Annotated in this window: 22 protein-coding genes; 16 read left to right on the top strand and 6 right to left on the bottom strand. The window is 60.7% G+C overall.

Annotated features, from left to right (window positions below):
* A partial coding sequence (locus tag VK725_RS12895) for a S8 family serine peptidase (protein ID WP_325318460.1) occupies positions 1-599 on the bottom strand: 599 nt, incomplete at its 3' end.
* 232 nt (positions 600-831) lie between these two features.
* Between VK725_RS12895 and VK725_RS12890 the strand changes: the two genes are divergently transcribed.
* The 4 genes from VK725_RS12890 to VK725_RS12875 all read left to right on the top strand — a co-directional run bounded on the left by VK725_RS12890 (position 832) and on the right by VK725_RS12875 (position 5,705).
* Positions 832-2,016 (top strand): acetyl-CoA C-acyltransferase, encoded by a 1,185-nt coding sequence (locus VK725_RS12890; RefSeq protein ID WP_325318459.1) that lies wholly within the window; start codon positions 832-834, stop codon positions 2,014-2,016.
* A gap of 147 nt (positions 2,017-2,163) precedes the next feature.
* A complete protein-coding gene (locus tag VK725_RS12885; protein ID WP_325318458.1) occupies positions 2,164-2,472 on the top strand; it encodes a hypothetical protein in 309 nt (102 codons plus the stop codon).
* Positions 2,473-2,635: 163 nt separating this feature from the next.
* Positions 2,636-4,243: a carboxyl transferase domain-containing protein gene (locus VK725_RS12880; protein ID WP_325318457.1), complete on the top strand. Its 1,608-nt coding sequence runs from the start codon at positions 2,636-2,638 to the stop codon at positions 4,241-4,243.
* 451 nt (positions 4,244-4,694) lie between these two features.
* Positions 4,695-5,705 (top strand): phospholipase D-like domain-containing protein, encoded by a 1,011-nt coding sequence (locus VK725_RS12875; RefSeq protein ID WP_325318456.1) that lies wholly within the window; start codon positions 4,695-4,697, stop codon positions 5,703-5,705.
* Positions 5,706-5,773: 68 nt separating this feature from the next.
* Here the strand turns inward: VK725_RS12875 and VK725_RS12870 are convergent, their stop codons facing one another.
* From VK725_RS12870 to VK725_RS12860, 3 genes are read right to left on the bottom strand one after another with little or no spacing between them, the layout of a single operon-like run.
* A complete protein-coding gene (locus VK725_RS12870; protein WP_325318455.1) occupies positions 5,774-6,076 on the bottom strand; it encodes a DUF6587 family protein in 303 nt (100 codons plus the stop codon).
* On the bottom strand, positions 6,073-7,914 hold the full coding sequence (gene feoB, locus VK725_RS12865; protein ID WP_325318454.1) for a ferrous iron transporter B: 1,842 nt from the start codon (positions 7,912-7,914) through the stop codon (positions 6,073-6,075). Before feoB ends, VK725_RS12870 begins: the two co-directional genes overlap by 4 nt.
* The gene (locus VK725_RS12860; RefSeq protein ID WP_325318453.1) at positions 7,911-8,159 is read right to left on the bottom strand and encodes a FeoA family protein; all 249 of its coding nucleotides are present in this window, start codon (positions 8,157-8,159) and stop codon (positions 7,911-7,913) included. Before VK725_RS12860 ends, feoB begins: the two co-directional genes overlap by 4 nt.
* 133 nt (positions 8,160-8,292) lie before the next feature.
* Here VK725_RS12860 and VK725_RS12855 point away from each other — a divergent pair, with 133 nt between their 5' ends.
* From VK725_RS12855 to VK725_RS12830, 6 genes are all read left to right on the top strand, one after another.
* Entirely contained in the window at positions 8,293-9,087 is a 795-nt protein-coding gene (locus VK725_RS12855; RefSeq protein WP_325318452.1) for an enoyl-CoA hydratase-related protein, read from the top strand.
* 164 nt (positions 9,088-9,251) lie between these two features.
* Complete coding sequence (locus VK725_RS12850) at positions 9,252-11,249, top strand: acetyl/propionyl/methylcrotonyl-CoA carboxylase subunit alpha (RefSeq protein ID WP_325318451.1); 1,998 nt, start codon at positions 9,252-9,254, stop codon at positions 11,247-11,249.
* 207 nt (positions 11,250-11,456) lie between these two features.
* Positions 11,457-12,362 (top strand): hydroxymethylglutaryl-CoA lyase, encoded by a 906-nt coding sequence (locus VK725_RS12845; RefSeq protein WP_325318450.1) that lies wholly within the window; start codon positions 11,457-11,459, stop codon positions 12,360-12,362.
* Positions 12,363-12,425: 63 nt separating this feature from the next.
* Entirely contained in the window at positions 12,426-12,911 is a 486-nt protein-coding gene (locus tag VK725_RS12840; RefSeq protein ID WP_325318449.1) for a GNAT family N-acetyltransferase, read from the top strand.
* Positions 12,912-12,995: 84 nt separating this feature from the next.
* Positions 12,996-13,589: a YdeI/OmpD-associated family protein gene (locus VK725_RS12835; protein ID WP_325318448.1), complete on the top strand. Its 594-nt coding sequence runs from the start codon at positions 12,996-12,998 to the stop codon at positions 13,587-13,589.
* A complete protein-coding gene (locus tag VK725_RS12830; RefSeq protein ID WP_325318447.1) occupies positions 13,586-14,161 on the top strand; it encodes a GNAT family N-acetyltransferase in 576 nt (191 codons plus the stop codon). The genes VK725_RS12835 and VK725_RS12830 overlap by 4 nt, the downstream gene beginning before the upstream one ends.
* Positions 14,162-14,218: 57 nt before the next feature.
* Here VK725_RS12830 and VK725_RS12825 read toward each other — a convergent pair whose 3' ends face one another.
* Positions 14,219-14,548: an RcnB family protein gene (locus VK725_RS12825; RefSeq protein ID WP_325318446.1), complete on the bottom strand. Its 330-nt coding sequence runs from the start codon at positions 14,546-14,548 to the stop codon at positions 14,219-14,221.
* A 259-nt stretch (positions 14,549-14,807) separates the two neighbouring features.
* On the opposite strand from VK725_RS12825, the gene VK725_RS12820 reads away from it, so the two are divergent.
* The 6 genes from VK725_RS12820 (at position 14,808) to kynU (ending at position 21,502) form a co-directional block, all read left to right on the top strand.
* Entirely contained in the window at positions 14,808-15,575 is a 768-nt protein-coding gene (locus VK725_RS12820) for an SDR family NAD(P)-dependent oxidoreductase (RefSeq protein WP_325318445.1), read from the top strand.
* Between the two features lie 182 nt (positions 15,576-15,757).
* Complete coding sequence (yeiP, locus tag VK725_RS12815; protein ID WP_325318444.1) at positions 15,758-16,324, top strand: elongation factor P-like protein YeiP; 567 nt, start codon at positions 15,758-15,760, stop codon at positions 16,322-16,324.
* A 128-nt stretch (positions 16,325-16,452) separates the two neighbouring features.
* On the top strand, positions 16,453-18,558 hold the full coding sequence (locus VK725_RS12810; protein ID WP_325318443.1) for an FUSC family protein: 2,106 nt from the start codon (positions 16,453-16,455) through the stop codon (positions 18,556-18,558).
* Between the two features lie 33 nt (positions 18,559-18,591).
* Positions 18,592-19,623, top strand: coding sequence for an amidohydrolase family protein (locus VK725_RS12805; RefSeq protein ID WP_325318442.1), 1,032 nt, complete (start codon positions 18,592-18,594; stop codon positions 19,621-19,623).
* Positions 19,620-20,141: a hypothetical protein gene (locus tag VK725_RS12800; RefSeq protein WP_325318441.1), complete on the top strand. Its 522-nt coding sequence runs from the start codon at positions 19,620-19,622 to the stop codon at positions 20,139-20,141. The genes VK725_RS12805 and VK725_RS12800 overlap by 4 nt, the downstream gene beginning before the upstream one ends.
* Before the next feature lie 80 nt (positions 20,142-20,221).
* On the top strand, positions 20,222-21,502 hold the full coding sequence (gene kynU / locus VK725_RS12795; protein ID WP_325318440.1) for a kynureninase: 1,281 nt from the start codon (positions 20,222-20,224) through the stop codon (positions 21,500-21,502).
* Between the two features lie 36 nt (positions 21,503-21,538).
* Here kynU and VK725_RS12790 read toward each other — a convergent pair whose 3' ends face one another.
* On the bottom strand, positions 21,539-21,949 hold the full coding sequence (locus tag VK725_RS12790; protein ID WP_325318439.1) for a hemerythrin domain-containing protein: 411 nt from the start codon (positions 21,947-21,949) through the stop codon (positions 21,539-21,541).
* Between the last annotated feature and the right edge of the window lie 28 nt (positions 21,950-21,977).

The raw sequence follows: 21,977 nt of genomic DNA, 5'->3' as shown, positions 1-21,977 counted from the left end.
CTGCTCCATGAGATACCACCCCATGAATTGTTCATAATCTGCACGCCAGCGCTGATCAATTGCTGATTGACCTGCCCCAGCGGCACGGCGTCGGAGCCCGTAACCTGAGTTGGAGCAGTCGAACCATTATCGTCCGGCGCGTTGTCGTCGATGATGCGCGCAGAAACCAGGTCTGCTCCGGGTGCGATACCGCCAGCAAAATTCTGGTAAGGCACGCCTGCCGCAATTTGCGACACCCACGTGCCGTGACCGACCACGTCGGGAATGCTGGTGTTGTTGGTCGACGGATCGACGTCGATGAATTCTTGCAGCACACGACCGGCTATTGCCGGATTGTTGGGCATGATGCCGCTGTCGACGATGCCAATGGTGACACCAGCACCGGTATAGCCAGCGCTATGCGCTGCGGCGGCATTCGTCTCTTCAATCTGCGCGGTCGCCTGTGCAGGTGTGACCGTAACGCCGCTGGACGACGGCGACGGCGACGGCGATTGGACATTGCTGTTACTCCCGCCCCCGCCGCACGCACTCAAGCCGAGCGCCAAAGGAATCAATACTGCCAAGTCACGGCGACACCAGGCATGCATTCCGTTTGCCATAAAGACTTCCCCCTTTTGCTAATCAGATTGGGCCCCAACCTATGCGGATGCACCGCCCCCTGAATTGCAGCGTCCGCCTATAGCGTATGGGCCAAGTTTGTCACAACGGCAACGCGCCGGAGCACGTGATTTCTCACAAATTTTTACGTTTGCTGCCGTGCGCCATTGGCTGCGATAATCCGTAAGTTGTTTCACTTGGCGCATGCGCCTAAAGCTCCCCCGGAGATCCCTCATGTCGGACGTCAGCGTTGTAATCGTCGGTGCCAAACGCACCGCTATCGGCTCATTCCTCGGTCAGTTCACGGGCGTACCCAGCCCCAAGCTCGGTGCGACGGCCATCCGCGCTGCGCTCGAACAAGCCGGTCTCGCCGCGGGCGATGTGAACGAAGTGATCATGGGCTGCGTACTGCCAGCCAACCTTGGTCAGGCTCCCGCAAGGCAGGCGGCGTTGTATGCCGGTTTGCCGGCGGCAACCGGCTGCACCACGGTCAACAAGGTCTGCGGTTCAGGCATGAAGGCAATCATGTTCGGCCACGATCTGATCAAAGCCGGTTCGGCTGCGGTCGTGGTCGCCGGCGGCATGGAATCGATGACCAACGCTCCGCACATGGTCAATGCACGCGTCGGCATTCGTTATGGCGATGGCCAGCTAGTCGATCACATGGCGTGGGACGGCTTGACCAATCCCTACGACGGCAAAGCGATGGGTGTGTTCGGCGAACTTTGCGCCGACAAATATCACTTCACCCGTGAAGAGCAGGATGCGTTCGCCAGCGAATCGGTGAGGCGCGCTCAGGCGGCACAAGCTTCCGGTGCTTTCGCGGGCGAAATCGTGCCGGTCACGGTCTCCGGCCGCAAAGGCGATGTGCAGGTCGATACCGACGAACAGCCAGGTCGCTCCGACATCTCCAAGATTCCCACGCTCAAAGCGGCATTCCGCAAAGAGAACGGAACGATTACTGCAGCCAGTTCGTCGAGCATTTCCGACGGTGCGGCAGCGGTTGTCCTCCTGTCGTCCGACGACGCCAAGGCACGTGGCGTAAAGCCGCTTGCAAAGATCGTCGCGCATGCCACGCACTCGCAGGAACCGGAGTGGTTTACGACCGCGCCGGTCTCGGCCATCAGCAAGGTGCTGGAAAAAGCTGGCTGGAAAGTGGGCGATGTCGATCTGTTCGAGGTCAACGAAGCCTTCGCCGTTGTAGCCATGGCGCCCATGCGCGAACTGGGCATTCCGCACGACAAGCTCAACGTCAACGGTGGTGCTTGCGCGCTCGGCCACCCCATTGGCGCCAGCGGTTCCCGCTTGGTCGTGACCTTGCTCAACGCCTTGAAAACACGTGGTTTGCGTCGCGGCGTGGCATCCCTGTGCATCGGCGGCGGCGAAGCAACCGCCATTGCCATCGAATGCCTGGACTAAGTTCCGATTACCCTGTCGGCCGGTATCGAAATACCGGCCGGTGTTAATGCGGAATGAAAGTTGATTGATGAAACTGGTAGCGCCGTTCATGTGAAAGCGCTATTAATATGCGGCCAATCGGCATTCCACGGCTAAGGAGATTCCAACATGAAGTTCACGCGTACCCTTCTCGCCTCCGCGCTCGTCGCGCTGCTGGCGGCTTGCAGCAATGGCGCGCAGGATGCCGCGCAGGACGCACAGAAGTCGGCAGACCAGGCTCAGCAAGCTGCTTCGCAGGCTGCTGATCAGGCTCAGAAGGCTGCTGCCGCTGCAACCGCTGCCACTCCGGCTGCTGCTGCTCCGGCTTCGACCGCTGCTGCTCCTGCTGCTGCTCCGGCTCCGGCTTCGACCGCTGCCCCGGCTGCAGCCAATGCAATGAAGAGCGCAGCTCCGGCTTCGTCCTCGAAGGGTAACTAATCCTTCGCTGCAGGGTTCCACGAAACCGGCCGCCTCTGGCGGCCGGTTTTTTTTATGCCCGACCCTTTTGTGCAAGATCGCCATCCGATGCGAGCAGTTATGCAGAGGGTGTGCACTCACCGTTATCATCGACGCCTTGTCCAGAAGCGTGCAGCACCCATCCATGAGCGTTATCACCTCGCAGATCGACCCCCGCTCGGCCGAGTTTCAGGCCAGCAGTACGCAGCTCCGCTCCGTTGTTGACGATCTGCATCGTGAGATGACGCGCGCCGCCGAAGGCGGCGGGGCCAAAGCACGTGAAAAACATACCGCCCGCGGCAAGCTGTTACCGCGCGAACGCATCCGTGCCTTGCTCGACCCGGGCTCGCCCTTCCTCGAGCTATCGCCGCTGGCAGCACACGGCATGTACGACGACGCAGCGCCAGCTGCCGGCATCATCACCGGCATCGGCCGCGTGCAAGGTATCGAGGTGGTCGTGGTCGCCAATGACGCCACCGTCAAAGGCGGCACGTACTTCCCAATCACCGTCAAGAAGCATCTGCGTGCGCAGGAAGTGGCGCTGGAAAATCGCCTGCCCTGCATCTATCTGGTCGACTCCGGCGGCGCATTCCTGCCCATGCAGGACGAAGTCTTTCCGGACAAGGAGCACTTCGGACGCATTTTCTACAACCAGGCGCGCATGTCGGGCCTTGGTATTCCGCAGATTGCCGTGGTGATGGGTTCCTGCACAGCCGGTGGCGCCTACGTGCCGGCGATGAGCGATGAAACCATCATCGTGCGCGGACAGGGGACGATCTTCTTGGGTGGTCCGCCGCTGGTCAAAGCGGCAACGGGTGAGGTGGTGGACGCCGAAGCGCTCGGCGGTGCCGATGTGCATACCTCGGTATCCGGCGTGGCCGATCACTTTGCCGAGAACGACGCACATGCGCTGTCTATCGCTCGCGACATTGTTGCCAGCCTCAATCGCAACAAACCCATGCCGCTTGCTTTGCGCGCGCCGATCGAACCGCGTTATGCGGCGGAAGAGCTTTACGGCGTGATTCCGCAAGACACGCGCCGCCCCTTCGACATCCGCGAAGTGATCGCGCGCATCGTCGACGGCTCCGAGTTCCACGAATTCAAGGCACGCTACGGCAAGACGCTGGTGTGCGGTTTCGCGCATATCCACGGTTATCCCGTCGGCATCATCGCCAACAACGGCATTCTGTTTTCCGAGTCCGCGCTCAAGGGTGCGCACTTCATCGAGTTGTGCAATCAGCGCAATGTGCCGCTGGTGTTTTTGCAGAACATCACCGGCTTCATGGTCGGCAAAAAGTATGAAAACGCCGGCATCGCCAAAGACGGTGCGAAAATGGTCACAGCTGTCGCGTGTTCGCATGTACCGAAATTCACGGTGGTGATCGGTGGCAGTTTCGGTGCCGGCAACTACGCCATGTGCGGCCGCGCTTACGGCGCACGCTTTCTCTGGATGTGGCCCAACGCACGCATCAGCGTGATGGGCGGCGAACAAGCCGCCAGTGTGCTCGCGACCGTCAAACGCGACGGCATCGAAGCCTCCGGGAAAACCTGGAGCGCCGAAGAAGAAGATGCATTCAAGACGCCGATCCGCGAGCAATACGAGCGACAGGGACACCCCTATTACGCCAGCGCACGCCTTTGGGACGACGGCATCATCGATCCGGCCGACACGCGGCGCGTTTTGGGACTTGCCATCTCAGCTTCGCTCAACGCGCCGATAGAGCAGCAACGCTACGGCGTGTTCCGAATGTAGCGATCGACTTCACGTCGACTTCTGGTTTCTTTGATCGGCACAACGAAAGCTCTAAAACGACGGCGATCACATTCCAATTCCATGCAAGCAAACACATGCTTGCATTCGACGCCATATAAAACGAAACGCAAGCCATCTCGATCGCGATGGTTTGCTTCGCTTGCGTCAGCAACGTGCAAGCGCTGACTCTTTCTCCTGTGCATCAACGATGCATACACGTTCACCTCAACGTGACGAAGGCGCACGCCACTTAAACGCAATTCGCGTTGCCATCCCGCAGAAAGATTCGTGTCATGCACAGCCGGTGTTATCGCCGCTTCGGCTGACGTGCACACGTGCTGCACCAAGGGGATGACCGGGGGGACCGGTCAAGCCGAGGCCGCCCAGGGAGAGCGGCAGTCGATGACGCAGGGAGACGCGTTAATACCTTCCGACTACATAAGGATTGAACATGAAGAGTGAACGTTCTTTTGCAAAGACGATGCTTTCTGCTGCGTTGGTGTGCGCATGCGCGTTCGGCGCAACCATGCCCGCCGCTGCGCAAACCACCACGCAAACGCTGGTGATTTTTCCGGATCAAGGTTTTCAGCCCATCTACAACCTGATCTCGGCGGCCAAGTCGACCATCGACATGACCATGTACGAGCTGCAGGACACCACGGCGCAGGGCCTATTGTGCTCGGCCGAATCCAGCGGCGTGAAGGTTCGCGTGATCCTCGACGTGAACGATGAGAAGAGCAACAACACCGCTGCCTACGACCAGCTCAAGGATTGCGGCGTGGGTGTGGTGTGGGCATACACCAAGTATGAAGCGACGCACGAGAAGTCGATCGTGATCGACGGCGCCACCGCCAATGCGCAGGTAGCGGTCATGACTGCCAATCTCACCAGCCGCTACTACAGCACCACACGCGATTTCGCGATCATCCAGAACAATGCGACCGACATCGCCGCAATCGAAGCAACGTTCAGCAAGGACTACGCGCACGATTCCGTCACACCGACCAACGGTGTGGACTTGGTGTGGAGTCCGACCAATTCGCAGACCTCGTTGCTCGCCATCATCAACGACGCGAAGACCAGTCTGCTGGTGGAAAACGAAGAGATGAGCGATACCGCCATCGTCGACGCGCTGGAAAATGCAGCCAAGGCCGGCGTCAGCGTGACAGTCGTCATGACCAACGACGATAACGAGTACAAAACCGAGTTCAATGCACTGCAGAAGGCGGGTGTGAACATCAGCACCTATCCGGACAACGACACGGCGCTGTACATCCATGCCAAGGCGATCGTGGCCGATTACGGTACGTCCAATGCGGCAGCGTTCGTGGGTTCGGAGAACTTCTCCAGCGCGTCGCTCACGGAGAATCGCGAACTGGGCATGACCACCACCAACTCAAGCATTCTGTCGCAGCTTGAAAGCACGATGAGCAGCGACTATGCCGGCGGCACGCCGTGGTAATGCGTAGTTAAAGCGAATGTTGGAGACGAAGCGCATGGGTGCAACGCCCATGCGCTTTTCTTTTGCGCTCAGCGCTTATACGGACGAAATTCGAGCGGAATGCTGTCGGTTTTTGCAGAAGCCGGCGGCTTGGGACCGCATGCGCCGCAGGTGCTGCATCCGTCGCTGCAGCTGCCCGTCGCCTGCTTGGGTTGTAGGCGACCGCCCAATGCACGCAACCACGCGGCGTGACTGGGTTGACTGAAGTGAATCGACGCGGCGGCAAGCCAGCGATTGGTCAACAAGGGCGCGAGTTTACGGAACGCGTAAAGCGCGCTGGCCAGCACGACCAGGCCGATCACCACGTATTGAATCAGCAGACTCGTGCTCACAGGAAGAACCTCGCCACCTGATAGGTAATCAGCGACGCTGCATACGCCACCACGAACATGTAGCTAAAGGAGATGGCCACATTACGCCACGAATTGGTTTCGCGGCGAATCACCGCCAGCGTCGACATGCACTGCGGTGCAAAAGCAAACCACACCAGCAACGACAATGCGCTCGCCAGGGAAATATTGGCGGTAAGTGCGTGCACCAGACCGCCCGCTTCCGCATGGCCGCCAACTGCATACACGGTCGCCAGCGCCGCTACCGCCGTTTCGCGTGCGGCGAACGCTGGAATGAGCGACAGACTGATCTGCCAGTTGAAGCCAAGCGGCGCAAAAATATATTGCAACCCGTGGCCGAGATAACCGGCAATGCTGTAATCGATGGCCGGGCCCGTCGCGCCGGCGGGCGGTGAGGGAAAGGTGGAAATCGCCCACATGATCACGGTCAGCGAGAGAATTACCCCCGTCAGGCGTTTGAGAAAGATCGCGCTGCGCTCCCACAAACCAATCACGACGTCGCGCGGCTGCGGCAAACGATACGACGGCAGCTCCATCAGCAACGCGTGCTCGCTTTGATCTTTGCGCATGCGCTTGATCACCCAGCCCACCAGCATCGCACCCAGAATGCCGGCGACGTACAACGCAAACAGCACCAGGCCCTGCAGGTTGAAGATGCCCATCACGCGATGCATCGGGATGAACGCACCGATCAGCAATGCATACACTGGTAAACGTGCCGAGCACGTCATCAATGGCGCAACAAGAATGGTGGTGAGACGATCGCGCGGATCCTGGATGCTGCGCGTACCCATGATGCCGGGAATCGCACACGCGAAGCTCGACAGCAGCGGAATGAAGGAACGACCGGTGAGCCCCACCGACAGCATCATGCGATCGAGCAGGAAGGCCGCGCGCGGCAGATAGCCGGTTTCTTCGAGCGTGAGGATAAAGAAGAACAGCACGAGGATTTCGGGCAGAAAACCGAGCACGGTGCCCAGACCCGTGCAGATACCGTCCTTCAACAAACCTTGCACGGGACCCGCTGGCAACCAGATCGCCAGGTGCGCACCAAGCCAGTCAAAACCTGTACCGATCTCATCGCTCATGGGTTTGCCGAGTGAATAAACGGCTTGAAACACCATGAACATCACGACGGCGAGAATCGCCAGACCGAATACGGGATGCAGCGCCCAGCGATCGAGTGCATCATCGAGCGCTGCCGTCTGGCGGGGCATGTGCACGGTAGCGCTGAGTATCTCGCGCACCTGCGCATGCAGGCTGGCACGACTCTCCGCGTCATCCGGTTGCGCGGGCGCGGCGACCGGCACTTCGCTGTCCACGCGTTCGATCAACGCACGTGCGCCACCGCGCTTGACCGCAATGGTTTCCACCACCGGCAAGCCGAGACGTTGCTGCAACTGTTCGACATCGATATGGATACCGCGGCGACGCGCTGTATCCATCATGTTCAACGCAAGCACCACCGGACGACCGAGGCGTTTCACCTCCAGCACAAAGCGCAGATGCAGGCGAAGATTGGTCGCGTCCGCGACGCAAACGATCAACTCCGGTGCTTCTTCACCCGGATAATTGCCTTCGAGCACATTGCGCGTGATCTGCTCATCGGGACTCACGGCGTCGAAACTGTATGTGCCCGGCAAATCCAGAATCTGCAGCACGCGTCCGGAGGGTGCGGTAAACCGCCCTTCCTTGCGCTCCACCGTCACGCCTGCGTAATTGGCGACTTTCTGGCGTGCGCCCGTGAGCTGATTGAACAGTGCGGTCTTGCCGCAATTGGGGTTGCCGACCAGAGCAATGCGCAGCGTACCGGCACTCATGCGACCTTCTCCTGCACCGTGACGCTGACACGCTCGGCCTCGCTTCGGCGCAGGGCAAAACGGGTGGAACCGATCTGAATCAGAAGCGGGTCCTTGCCGATCGGCCCGCGTGCCACCAAGCGCACGTTTTCACCCGCGACAAAGCCCAGATCGCGCAAACGCTGCGCAATGGGATCGTTGGGATGGGCATCTTCGACTCGTTCAACCACTGCAGAAGCACCTTTCGGCAGGTCAGACAGGCGCACGGTTGTGATACTTCTAAATAAGAATGGTTCGCATTGTAACCTCTTTTCGCATCTAGTGCAGCCGAAGCGTCATCCTCCTTAACGGTCAATGGTTAAGATGGCCGGGTTTGCTCCCCAGGACGGACTTTTCCCCATGAGCCACGCCGTACAGATTGCCGACCATGCCGGCATCCGCGAACTTCGCCTCAACCGCCCGAAGGTGCACAACGCTTTTGACGACCGGTTGATTGCCGAGCTGACCGCTGCCTTGCAGGACGCCGGCCGCGATCCATCGGTACGCGTAGTGGTTCTGACCGGCGTGGGCGCAAGTTTTTCCGCCGGCGCCGATCTGAACTGGATGCGCGACATGGCCAAAGCCAGCGAAGAGCAAAACCGGGAGGATTCCCTGCGCCTTGCGGCCTTGATGCGCACGCTGCAATTCCTGCCTAAGCCAACCATCGCACGCGTCAACGGTCCCGCTTACGGTGGCGGTGTCGGCTTAATCGCCTGCTGCGATATCGCCATCGGCGTGACGACCGCCAAATTCGGGCTCACCGAAGTCAAACTCGGTCTGGTGCCCGCGGTGATCTCGCCTTATGTAATCGCCGCCATCGGTCTGCGTCAGGCCCGCCGTCTGTTCCTTACCGGGGAAATTTTCGACACCACGATGGCGACGCAGATCGGCCTGCTGCATCGGGCCGTCGATGCCGAGCATTTGGATGACTCGGTCTATGAACTGCTCAAGCAACTGGGCAAAGCCGGGCCAGCCGCGCAGCACGAAGCCAAGAAGCTTGCATTCGGCATGCATGGATTTACCGAAAGCGAAGCCGAGCGAGTCGACCGCGAAAATGCTGCGCTTATCGCGCGCCTTCGCGTTTCGCAGGAAGGTCAGGAGGGACTCGGTGCATTCCTCGACAAACGCGCGCCGAGCTGGTCGGCCAACAGCTGACGAGGGAGGCGTACGCGTGATCGTCAGGACGGAACATTCACTGGATGACTGGGACGGCAAATAGCCCCAAGCGCGTTACCATGCTGCGCCGCGCATCGGCTAAATCCCGCACTTCTGCTAGTTTTACCGGCTTTGCAGCCCCCGCACGCCCGTAAGGATTGAGCATGTTCGAGCGCGTCCTGATTGCCAACCGCGGCGAGATCGCCTGCCGCGTGATCCGCACCTGCCGCCGCCTCGGCATTCACACCATTGCGGTGTACTCGGAGGCGGACAAGGACGCGCAGCACGTACGACTGGCCGATGAGGCATGGCCTATCGGAGGCCCGCGTCCGGCCGATTCGTATCTGCGTGGCGATGCCATTCTGGATGTCGCAAAGAAATCCGGCGCACAGGCGATTCATCCGGGCTACGGTTTCCTTTCCGAAAACACGGGTTTTGCGCGTGCATGCATCGATGCGGGCATCGCCTTTATCGGTCCGCGCCCGGAAAGCATCGACGCGATGGGTTCCAAAGCCGCCGCCAAAGCGCTGATGGAAAAACATCAGGTGCCGCTGGTGCCCGGTTATCACGGCGACAATCAAGACACCGACTTTCTCGCCGAACAGGCCCGCAAGACCGGCTTCCCGTTGATGATCAAGGCGGCCGCGGGCGGCGGCGGCAAAGGCATGCGCATCGTGCGCGCGGAGAAGGAATTCGCCGACGCGCTCGCGTCCGCGCAACGCGAAGCGGCCAGTTCGTTCGGCGATACGCGCGTCATTCTCGAGCGCTACGTGGAGCATCCGCGCCACATCGAATTTCAGGTATTCGGCGATACGCAGGGCAACATCATTCATCTGAACGAACGCGAATGCTCCGCGCAGCGCCGTTATCAAAAAGTGCTGGAAGAAACGCCCTCCCCTTTTCTCGACGCCACACGCCGCAAGGCCATGGGCGAGGCAGCCGTCGCCGCGGCGAAAGCGGTAAATTACGTGGGTGCCGGCACGGTGGAATTCATCGTCGGCCAGGACGGCACGTTCTTCTTCATGGAAATGAACACCCGTCTGCAGGTCGAGCATCCGGTGACGGAAGAAACGCTCGGGCTCGATCTGGTCGAGTGGCAGTTGCGTGTCGCCGCCGGTGAAGCGCTACCGCTGCGACAGGATCAGATTCACGCGCAAGGTCATGCGATCGAAGTGCGCCTTTATGCGGAAGATCCCGATCAGAACTTCCTGCCCGGCTCCGGCAAGCTACGTACACTGACGTTACCGGCATCGTCGCGCCACGTACGTCTGGACGGCGGCGTAGTCGAAGGCGACACCGTAACAATTTTTTATGATCCGATGATCGCCAAGCTGATCGTGTACGACACCGATCGCACGCAAGCCCTGCAGCGCATGCGCGAAGCGTTGGCCCAATGCGACATCGTCGGACCGAAATCCAACATCGCGTTTCTCGAGCGGCTGGTGCGTCATCCCGTCGTGATCGAAGGACGCATCGATACGGGCTACCTCGATCGTCATCTGGATGAATTCCTGACGGGCGACACACCTCCGTCGGACCAGGCGCTGTTCGCAGCCACCGCCGCCGTTCTACTCCATGACGAAGCGGCCGTCGCGCGCGCGGCGGCGCACGGCAGCGATCCGCATTCGCCTTGGGCAAGCGCCGACGCGTGGCGTATCGGTCATGCAGGCAAGCGCATTGTTGCGCTTTCGTTACGCGATCAGCGTTACGAAATCGAAGCGCACGGTCACGACGGCCACTACCAGCTGCAACAAGGCGACGCCCGCTGCGACGTGCACGGCGCACGTCTGAACAACGGCGCGCTGAGCGCAAGATTCAACGGTGAAGGCGTCCGCCTGCCTGTTTACGCCGACGCGCAACGCGTGTCGCTGCACGATGCGGAAGGCCAGCGCTACGCCTTCGTGCGCGCTGCCGCCTTTGCGTGGGAGTCCAAGGAAGGCACAGGCGGCAACCAGATCATTGCGCCGATGCCCGGCCGCATCGTTTTAGTAAAGGCCAAGGCGGGCGATAAGGTCGAAGCAGGCCAGGAAGTGCTGGTTATGGAAGCCATGAAAATGGAGCTCGCCTTGAAGGCGCCGCGCGCGGGCACCATTGAGAGCGTGAGTGCTACGCAAGGCGAATTTGTGGAAGCGGACGCCGTGCTGGTGCGTTTTACGAATTAATTACCCGAGACATACAAGACTTCCTTACCCGCCTTTCAATCTGAGACACGGCCTCCATGCAAGCGCAGTTTTGTCGAGAAGTGCATAACGCAGCCGCTTTCGCGCAACGCGAAGCTGTGTGCGTGGCACTTACCGATGCGCGCCTCACTATTAACCTAGTACCTATGCAGCACACCTGCCAGGCGCCACAGTCGTAGACGGATGCTCATGGATACTCGAAACAACTCCTTCGTCCGTATTGTCGAAGTCGGCGCCCGCGATGGGTTGCAGAACGAGAAGACGTTGCTTCCACCGGAAGTAAAGATCGCGCTGGTCGATCGTTTGTCGGGCACCGGATTGAAAACGATCGAAGCGACCAGCTTCGTGAGTCCGCGCTGGGTGCCGCAACTCGCCGATGCCGAAGAAGTGTTTCGTAGCATTCGCAAGGTGCCTGGCGTGAGTTATCCGGTGCTGGTGCCGAACGAACAAGGTTATCGCGCCGCACGCGCGGTCGGCGCAACGGACGTGTCGGTCTTTACGGCAGCATCGGAAGCCTTCAACCGCACGAACATCAATGCATCGATTGCCGATTCGCTGACGCGCTTCCAACCGATTCTGGAACACGCGAAGGCCGATGGCGTGAAAGTGCGTGGGTATGTCTCCACCGTGCTGGGATGCCCGTATCAAGGCAATGTCCCGGTCGCGGACGTCGTAAGCGTCGCGAAGCGTCTCTATGAAATGGGCTGCTACGAAGTTTCACTTGGCGACACCATCGGCGTAGGCACACCCGCCAAAGCGCGCGCGATGTTGCTGGCGGTCGCGCAGGAAGTGCCGATGCATGCGCTCGCCGTGCATTTTCACGACACCTATGGCCAGGCACTCGCCAATATCCTCGCCTGCTTGGAAGAAGGTGTGCGCGTAGTCGATAGTGCCGTCTCCGGCACGGGCGGTTGTCCCTACGCAAAAGGCGCAACCGGCAACGTCGCAAGCGAAGACGTGGTCTATATGCTCGAAGGCCTTGGCCTTGAAACCGGCATCAATCTCGATCTGCTGGTCGCCACTGGCGCATGGCTTGCAGCACAACTGGGCAAGCCCACCGCCAGCCGCGTGACCCGCGCACGCACGGCAGCCTGACCACCGGCACATTGCCAACGCGGCGCGGCCGATTACGCTGCGGCTTCCCCGTCGAGTTCGCCCATGACTGACTACCGCATCCGTCCCATCGAGCCGCGCGACAACGCTGCGGTCGCCGCCATCATCCGCACGGTCATGCCCGAGTTCGGGGCGGATGGTCCGGGCTTTGCCATCCATGATGCCGAAGTGGATGACATGCATGCGTCGTACTCGCGCACGCGTTGCGCTTACTTCGTGGTGGAACGCGGTGGCAAAGTGATTGGCGGTGGCGGCGTCGCGCCCTTGGACGGCGGCGACACGGCCGTTTGCGAGCTGCGCAAAATGTACTTTCTGCCCGAAGCGCGCGGCATCGGCGCCGGCGCACGCATGATGCAACTTTGCCTGGACGCGGCACGCGAGCTCCATTTCAAGCGCTGCTATCTGGAAACCCTTACCGGCATGGATGCCGCGCAAAGCCTGTACCGCAAATACGGTTTTCAATCCATTACTGCGCCCATGGGTGGCACCGGGCATTTCAGCTGCGATCGTTTCTACATCCGCGAGCTTTGAACGCCCTTCGTGCTCGCTGACGCGTGCGTTAGCATGCTTTGCTTTGGCATTATCCGCACTTGGGAAACGACGGAGGTCGACGCCATGTCCAGCCGCGATTCGCGTGTCGATGCTTACATCGAACGATCGGCCGATTTCGCGCACCCCGTCCTCGAGCACCTTCGCGCCGTCGTACACGCGGCGTGCCCCGATGTAGAAGAAAACATCAAGTGGGGCTGCCCGCATTTCGGCTACAAGGGCGGCATGATGTGTTCGATGGCCGCATTCAAGCACTACTGCAGCTTCGGCTTCTGGAACCACAAAGATGTCGTCGGCAAGGAGCCTAAAGAAGGTGCCGGCGGCTTTGGCAAGATCACATCGGTGAAGGACCTTCCAAGCAAGAAGGAGCTCACCGGGTATGTCCGCAAGGCGATGGCCTTGAAGGATTCCGGCGTCAAGAAAGAACGCGTGAAGACCGCGCCCAAACCGGCGCCAAAACTTCCCGATGATCTTGCAGCCGAGCTCAAAAAGAACACGGCGGCACGCAAGCACTATGAAGCGTTCAGTCCCAGCTGTCGACGCGAATACGTGGACTGGATCAATGAGGCCAAAACCGACGCAACACGCCAGAAGCGTGTTGCCACCACGGTGGAATGGCTGGCCGAAGGCAAACATCGCAACTGGAAGTACATGACATGATCCGCATCGCCCGCGCCGATGACGCCGACGCCGTCCACGCGATTTACGCGCCCGCCATTACCGAGACCGCCGTCACCTTCGAGACCGAACTTCCCGGCGTTGAGGCTATGCGCCTGCGCATCGTCAACCGGCTGCAGCAGTATCCGTGGCTGGTGTGGGAAGAAAGCGGCGAGGTGCTTGCCTACGCATACGCCACGCGATTTCGCGAACGTGCTGCCTACGACTGGATCGCCGAAACATCCATCTACGTGCACGCCAACGCACGACGTCGCGGCATTGCTCGTCATCTTTACGACGTGTTGCTGGATGTGATGCGCTTTCAGGGCATCAACCAGGCGGTAGGTGTTATCACCCTGCCGGGCGACGTCAGTGTGTCGCTGCACGAGGCGATGGGTTTCACACCAGCCGGGGTGTGGCGCCAATCCGGCTACAAGCTCGGGCAATGGTGGGATGTCGGCGTGTGGCAGAAAGAACTGCAAACGCCGATGAACCCGCCTGTGCCGGTTCGCGCGTTCTCGTCGCTCGCCGATTCGCGTGAACTACACGGCATCCTGCAAGCGTCGCCGCGCTAAAAAGCAAATGGGCCATTGCTCACGCAACGGCCCATTTGACGAATGCAAACAGCTTGCTCAGCGACTGTTTGCGACGATGCTGATGATGGCACCGGTGGCGATCGCCGCCAGCAAGAAGTCGCCGTTATCGCTGTGGATGTAGTGATAACCCGGACGCGGCGGCGGCAGGCGATAACGACGCCAGTCGCTCACCACGTAGCGGCTACCGCGATACTCTCTCGGAACATAGCCACCTCGGTGATACCACCCTTGATGGTTCCAGCCGCGCTGAGGAGGCGGCGGACCGGGCGGACCCGGCCGGTATTGGGCGAAAGCCATCTGCGACGCCACCAGCATCACACCGCAAGCGGCGAGCATGCCGATCTGCCTCCCTAACTGCTTCTTCATGTCGTACTCCTCGTTAATTCAACTGCACGGGAATCGCATGGCACTTTCTCCTTGTGACCGGCGCCGCCATCCGTTGATCCAACTTGGCGCCGTCGCGAAGTCATGACCGCGATACGCCTAGCAAGATTGCGTCAGCCTCCCGAATGCAACGTGAATGTTCCGTAGCGAAATCGTTGGCCGTTCAGGATCTTGACGGCGGCTGGCGCGGGCCGCCGGGCCGGTGCGTTACCATTGCGTTTTTTAGCTCCCCGGACATCCCATGCAGCTCAATCAGGTCAAGGCAATCATCACTGGCGGCGCCTCCGGTCTCGGCCATGCGGTCGCACAGCATTTGGTCGCAAACGGCGGTCAGGTCGCCCTGTTCGATGTCAATGAAGAAAAGGGCCAGGAAGCCGCCAAGGCATTGGGCGGCAAGGCTCGCTTCTTCCGCACCGATGTCACCTCGGAAGACGGTGTCACCGCCAACGTGGCCGCTGCGCGCGATGCGATGGGTGGCCTGAATGTGATCATGAACTGCGCAGGCATCCTCGGTGCCGGTCGCGTGCTGGGCAAGGAAGGCCCGATGCCGCTGGGCACGTTTGCCTCGACGGTGATGGTGAATCTCGTCGGCAGCTTCAACGTTGCCAAGGCGGGTGCCTCGCTGATGCAGAACAACGAAGCGGGTGAAGACGGCGAGCGCGGCGTGATCATCAACACTGCTAGCGTTGCCGCGTACGAAGGCCAGATTGGTCAGGCCGCTTATTCGGCATCCAAGGGTGGCGTGGTTGGTATGACGTTGCCGATGGCGCGTGAGCTGTCGCGCTTCGGCATTCGCGTTGCCACCATTGCGCCGGGCATCTTCTGGACGCCGATGGTCGATGGCATGCCACCACAGGTGCAGGAATCGTTGTCGGCATCGATTCCCTTCCCTTCGCGCCTGGGCAAGCCGGATGAGTTTGCGTCGACTGTCGCTTTCATCCTTGGCAACCGCTACATCAATGGTGAAACGATTCGCCTCGATGGCGCGGTGCGTTTGCAGCCGAAATAAACTCTACTCACCCTCACCGTCATTCCGGCGCAGGCCGGAATCCAGTGAAGTACTAGCGCGAAGCGCACTAACCATTCGCTCTTTTACCCGCTTCATAACTGGATTCCGGCCTACGCCGAGGCGCTTCAAAACAGCGAAGCTGGTCAATGACGAACCAAAAACCATCCATCTGACTCAAATCCATGAAAGCTTCCGACGTCAAGAAAGGCAACGTAGTCGAACACGAAGGCACCGTTTACCAGGTGCGCGATATCGAACGCAGTTCGCCCACTGCGCGGGGCGGCAACGTCACCTTCCGCTTCACGCTGTATTCGATTCCCGGCGGCCGCAAGTTCGATCTGAGCCTGCGCGCGGACGACGATCTGAAAGAAATGGATCTCGTGCGCCGTCCTGCCAACTTCTCGTACATGGACGGCGAGGCGTTCGTGTTCATGGACGCGGAGGACTACACCCAATACATGCTGGACGCCGCACTGGTCGGCGACAACGCCGGTTATATCGTGGAAAGTGTGGAAGGCTATTACGTGCAGCTGATCGACGATGCGCCGGTGGGTCTGCAAGTGCCGACCAGCGTGACGCTTACCGTGGTCGATACCGCACCGGAACTCAAAGGCGCCAGCGCCACCAAGCGCACCAAGCCTGCCAAACTCGATACCGGCATCGAAATCCAGGTGCCCGAATACATCACCAATGACGAAAAGGTGTGGGTGAACACCTTGACGGGCGAGTTCGCCGGCCGCGCTTCCTGAGGAAACCGCGTTCCACGTTTCGTACGAACGGCGTCGCCATCCGGCGACGCCGTTTCCGTTCGTGCAGGTAACGACAACCACTATGTCCGTGATGCAGAATCAGTGCATCGCCGACATCGTCCCCCGCCATGTCCACGCAAGCCTATTCGCTACGCACCAGCGTGCTGCAAAGCCTGACGACGGCCAAGCGGCCGGACGTCCCGCTGTGGGTGGTCGTACGCAATACCGCGGCGGTCGTGCTGCCCTTGGCGGTCGGCTATATGACCGGTCACGAGGAAGCGGGGCTAGCCATTGGCGCCGGTGCGCTGGACACCATGTTTTCCGATCAGCCCGGCCCATATCGCCAGCGTTTGACGCAGCTTTTTCTGGCGTCGCTCGCCGCCGGTGCGGCGTCGCTTTGTGGCTTTTTGATCGGCGGCAATTTGCCGTTGATCCTGATCGCGATGGCCGCCTGCGGATTCTTCGGTGGTTTGCTGGTGGTGTTCGGCACCGACATCGCGCGCGTGGGCATGACCAGCATGATCCTGCTTGTCATCACGGCCGCGACGCCGACGACGGTCAATAACGCACTGATCGGGGCCGGATTGATCTTCTCGGGCGGCCTGCTGCTCGCCCTGTTTTCCATCGCCGCCTGGCCATTGCAGCGCTACGGCCCGGAACGGCACGCACTTGCCACGGTGTATCGCGGCCTCGCTTCGTTCGCGAAGCAGGAAGTGCATAACGATGCCGATGCTCCTGCTCTCACCGATGCGATGACGACGTTGCAGCAAACGTTGCTGGGTCGTCATCACGCGCGTGGCCGTGCGATGGAAGCATTTGCCGTGTTGCTGGAGCTTGCGGAACGTGTTCGCCTCGAACTGATCGCCATGACGGACATGCGCGGCGCCGAGGGCATCCACGCAATGTTCCGCGGCGATGCGGCGCGCGTGCTCGATGCCATTGCCGACGCGCTGGAAAGCGGCGATTCGCCCGAGCAAGCTTCGCGCGCTTTGCAAACACTTCAGGCAAGCGAACGCGCGTTGCTCGATGGCAAAACGCGTCACGACAGCGTTGCTGCACACATCCACGCGCTGTCCGGTCAGCTGGCTGCCGCGGTGCGTAACGCCAACTGGGCGGGTACGACTGGCGAAGAGCGTGCGGAAACGGCAGAAACGCGTTTACCCAGGGTATTGCGCGGCAGCTCGGCGCTTGCCACCTTGCGCGCGAATCTGACGACGCACTCCGTGGCGTTTCGCCATGCGATGCGTTGCGCGGTGTGCCTCACCATTGCGCTGCTCGTGTCGCGTATCTGGAATCTGCCGCACGGTTATTGGCTGCCGATGACGGCGGCCATCGTGTTGCGACCCGACTTTGCGGCCACGTTCAATTTCGGTTTGCTGCGCGTGGTCGGCACCATTCTCGGTCTGCTGCTGACGACCGCATTGCTGCACTTCACGCGGCACGACTTCTGGACGCACCTCGCATTGATGGCTGCACTTTGCATGGCGTTCCGCTACCTCGCTACGGCGCATTACGGCATCGCCGTGGCCGCACTGACCGGCACGGTGGTGATTCTGTTGTCGTTCGAAGGGGTGAACTCCGGCGATGCCGTGATGGATCGCGTCATCAATACGGCACTCGGCAGCGGCATGGCCTTGCTCGCCTATGTGGCGTGGCCGACATGGGAACGCGGCCGTGCACGCGCGGCGCTGTCGGAACTGCTTTCCGCCTACGCCGATTACCTACGTGCCCTCGCACGACCGGATCGCCGCGAGGCGCATCGTGAAGCGCGCACGGCTGTACGCACAGCGCGCACCAATGCACAGGCCTCCCTTGAACGCATGCGCGGCGAGCCGGCCACCCCGGTCGTCTTGCTGGAGTTGGCCAACAATCTCTTCCTCAACAGCAATCGACTGGCGCGTACCGCGATGACGCTGGAGGCCTTGCTGCACGATTGCGACAATCTGCCCGAACAGGCCGAAGTCACCAATTTCATCGAACATGCTGCGTCCAACCTGCATACGCTGGCTGTTGCACTGCGAGATAACAAGGTACCCCCGTCCACCCCGGATCTGCGCCAGCTGCAACGCAGCCTGTATACCCTGCTGGCCATGGCCGAGGACAAAGCCCGGGCCGAGCAGCTTGGCCGCATCAGCGATCGGCTGGTCGATAACGTCAACACGCTGGCCCACGTGGTGGGGCGCGGCCCACAGGAATCGGCGGCGGCCCAGCAGCCCTTGGTGAACAAATCTTAATGTTGAGGGGTCAGCTGACGCTAAAATAGGCGGATGCTGAAAATCGACACCCACGCCCATATTCTCCCGCCCGATTGGCCAAACCTCGCGGCCAAGTACGGCAACGATGCGTTCCCTGTGATGACGCATTCGGACGGTCGTCACCGCATCTACAAGGACGGCAAGTTCTTCCGCGAGGTGTGGGAGTCGTCGTTCGATCCGCAGCACCGCATCGACGATTACGCTCGCTTTGGCGTGAATGTGCAGGTTATTTCCACCGTGCCCGTGCTGTTCTCGTATTGGGCGCCGGGTTATCAGGCGCTAGAGCTGCACCGCCATCTCAACGATCACATGGGCGACGTCTGCCGCGATTACTCCAAGCACTATGCCGGTATCGGCACCGTGCCGCTGCAGTCGCCGGAACTGGCGATTCGCGAGCTGGAACGCTGCATCGATGAACTGGGTTTGTGCGGCGTGCAGATCGGCTCGCATTGCAACGAGTGGAACCTCGATGCACCGGAGCTGTTCCCGTTCTTCGAAGCCGCGGCCGACATGGGCGCGGCGATCATGGTGCACCCGTGGGACATGATGGGCGCCACCACGATGCCCAAGTATTGGATGCCCTGGCTGGTCGGCATGCCCGCCGAGCAGTCGCGCGCTGCGTGCTGCCTGGCGTTTGGCGGCGTCCTGGAACGCCTGCCCAATCTACGCGTGATGCTGGCGCACGGCGGCGGCAGCTTCCCGTGGACCATCGGCCGCATCGAGCATGGCTTTCGCATGCGCCCCGATCTGGTCGCTACCGACAACCCGCGCAATCCGCGCGAATACCTCAAGCGCTTGTACTTCGACTCCTGCGTGCACGATCCGCAGGCCCTGCGTTATCTGCTGGATGTGACCGGGGTCGAGCGCGTGATGCTCGGTACCGACTATCCTTTCCCGCTGGGGGAGCAGGAACCGGGCAGCGGCATCGATGCGCTGAAACTGGACGATCGGAACCGCGCCCGCCTTTTCCATGGCACGGCGCTGGAGTGGCTCGGATTGCCGCTGCATCGCTTTACTTCCGAACCGGAACAGGAGCACGCATGAAATTCAGGCGTTACATGATCGTGGCTGCCGCGCTGGCCCTGGCGGGCATCGCCGTGGCACAGGCAGATGATGTTTCCATGGCCTCCGGCAACGTGCATTTCAGCACACCGTCGACCTGGGTCGGCATCATGCAAGTGGATGGCGATCCGGAAGTGCGCGTGTTCCAGGTGCCCGATCCGTCACCGAGCAAGAACGACACGCTCGCACGCGTAAGCGTCACCGTGAAGCAGGTTGCCGATCTGCAAAGCTTCAACGGTTACGTCAGCAATTCCGTGTCCAAAGCCAGGGACATGAAAGACTACGCGCCGGTTGCGAGCGCGACGGGCAATCAGAACAGCTTCATCTACACCGCCAGCGAAAGCGGTGTGGGTTACACATATCTGGAACGTTACTGGTTCCGCAACGGTCATGCGATCCAGCTGCGTTGTGCGCGTCCTACCTCCAGTCAGGCAGGCGCAACGTGGACGGCGTCGTTCGATAAAGGCTGCAATGCGCTTGCCGTCAGCTTGAACAGTTAAACGATACGGACGCCCCGGTGCCGCCGGGGCGTTTTCATCTCGTCCCGAACGATTGGGACAACTCAGCTGGAATGCCCCCGATGTCCGCACCCTTCGAAGCCACCGCCGCCTGGGCCCACGCCCGCGACGCCGCTGATCCGCTGCGCGCTTTCCGCGACGAGTTTCTGATTCCCCCGCACGAACACGGCCAAACGCATTACTTCTGCGGCAACTCACTCGGGCTGCAACCGCGCGCGGTGAAAGAAGCAATCGAGGCGGAATTGAATTACTGGGGCGAACTGGGTGTGGAAGGCCACTTCAAGGGCCGTCTGCCGTGGATGGACTATCACGAGTTCGTGCGCGACAACCTTGCTGAAATAGTTGGCGCGCAGCCCGAAGAAGTCGTGGCGATGAACACGCTGGGCGTAAACCTGCACCTGATGATGGTCAGCTTCTATCGCCCCACGCCGGACCGCCACGCGATTCTGATTGAAGCCGGTTCGTTTCCGACCGATCGTTATGCGGTCGAATCGCAAATCCGTTATCACGGTTTCAGCCCGAAGTTGTCGCTAATCGAAATCGAAGGCGATGAACCGAATGGCACCCTTTCGATGGCACACATCGAACGCACGCTCAACGAACACGGATCGCGTATCGCGTTGGTGATGCTGCCGGGCGTGCAGTACCGCACCGGTCAGGCGTTCGATCTGAAGGCCATCACCGATCTGGCGCACAAGCATGGCTGCACAATGGGTTTCGATCTCGCGCATGCCGTGGGCAACCTGCCGTTGAAACTGCATGACAGCGGCGCGGATTTCGCCATCTGGTGCAGCTACAAATATCTCAACTCCGGTCCAGGTGCAGTCGGTGGCGCGTTCGTGCACGCGCGCCACGCGAAAGCCGCATTGCCGCGCTTTGCAGGTTGGTGGGGGCATGACAAAACGACGCGCTTCCAGATGGGACCGGAATTCGTGCCCACGCCGGGCGCAGATGGTTGGCAGCTTTCCAACCCGCCGATCCTCGCGCTGGTACCGATGCGTGTCTCGCTGGAAATTTTCCATCGCGCCGGCATGCAACGTCTGCGCGAAAAATCGCTGCAGCTGACCGGCTATCTCGAATGGCTGGTGCGTACGCAACTATCCGATGTGCTTGAGACCGTGACGCCGGCCGATCCCGAGCGCCGTGGCGCGCAGCTTTCCATTCGCGTGCTCGGTGGCCGCGCGCAAGGGCGTGCGCTGTTCGACTATCTCACCGACAACGGCATCATCGGCGATTGGCGCGAACCGGATGTGATCCGCATTTCGCCGACGCCGTTGTACAACCGTTTTGCCGATTGCCTGGCATTTGCCGAAGCCGTTCGGCGCTGGCACAACAAGCGGTAACGGAACGGGCGCGCTTTGCGTGCCCGTCAGTTGCCATCACATCGCTTCGGCCATCGGATAGAGCTCGCGATTCTCACGCTGTACGCGCATGTGCAGCGCCTTGAATACGGCGTTGGCCTCATCGCGAAATCCTTGCGGATTCTGCGAGATTTTCGCAGCGAGATTCCAACGCGACACGAACGCCGTCAAAGTGTTCGCCAGGCCGCCCATTTCCTGTTGGAACATGCGGCTGGTCTGCGCCACCAACGGATCGGACGCGTTGGCCAGCGCCGGATAAAGCACGCGATCCTCGGCTGCCAGATGCAGCTTGATCGCCCCGGTCATCGCCAGCAGCTGCGCTACGATTTCTTCCGCATGCTCATTCGCGCCCGCATGTACGAGTTCGCGCAGGACGCCCACCGAGTTCATCACATCGGCGTGCTCTTGCCTGAATTTGTCGATATTCACAGCCCCTCCTTCCATTGCCATGACCCAA

It is taken from the genome of Dyella sp., from assembly GCF_035486915.1.
In the GTDB taxonomy this organism is placed as follows: Bacteria; Pseudomonadota; Gammaproteobacteria; order Xanthomonadales; family Rhodanobacteraceae; genus Dyella_B.
Note: the sequence above shows the minus strand (reverse complement) of the source record. Positions and strands in the feature narration are given on the sequence as shown.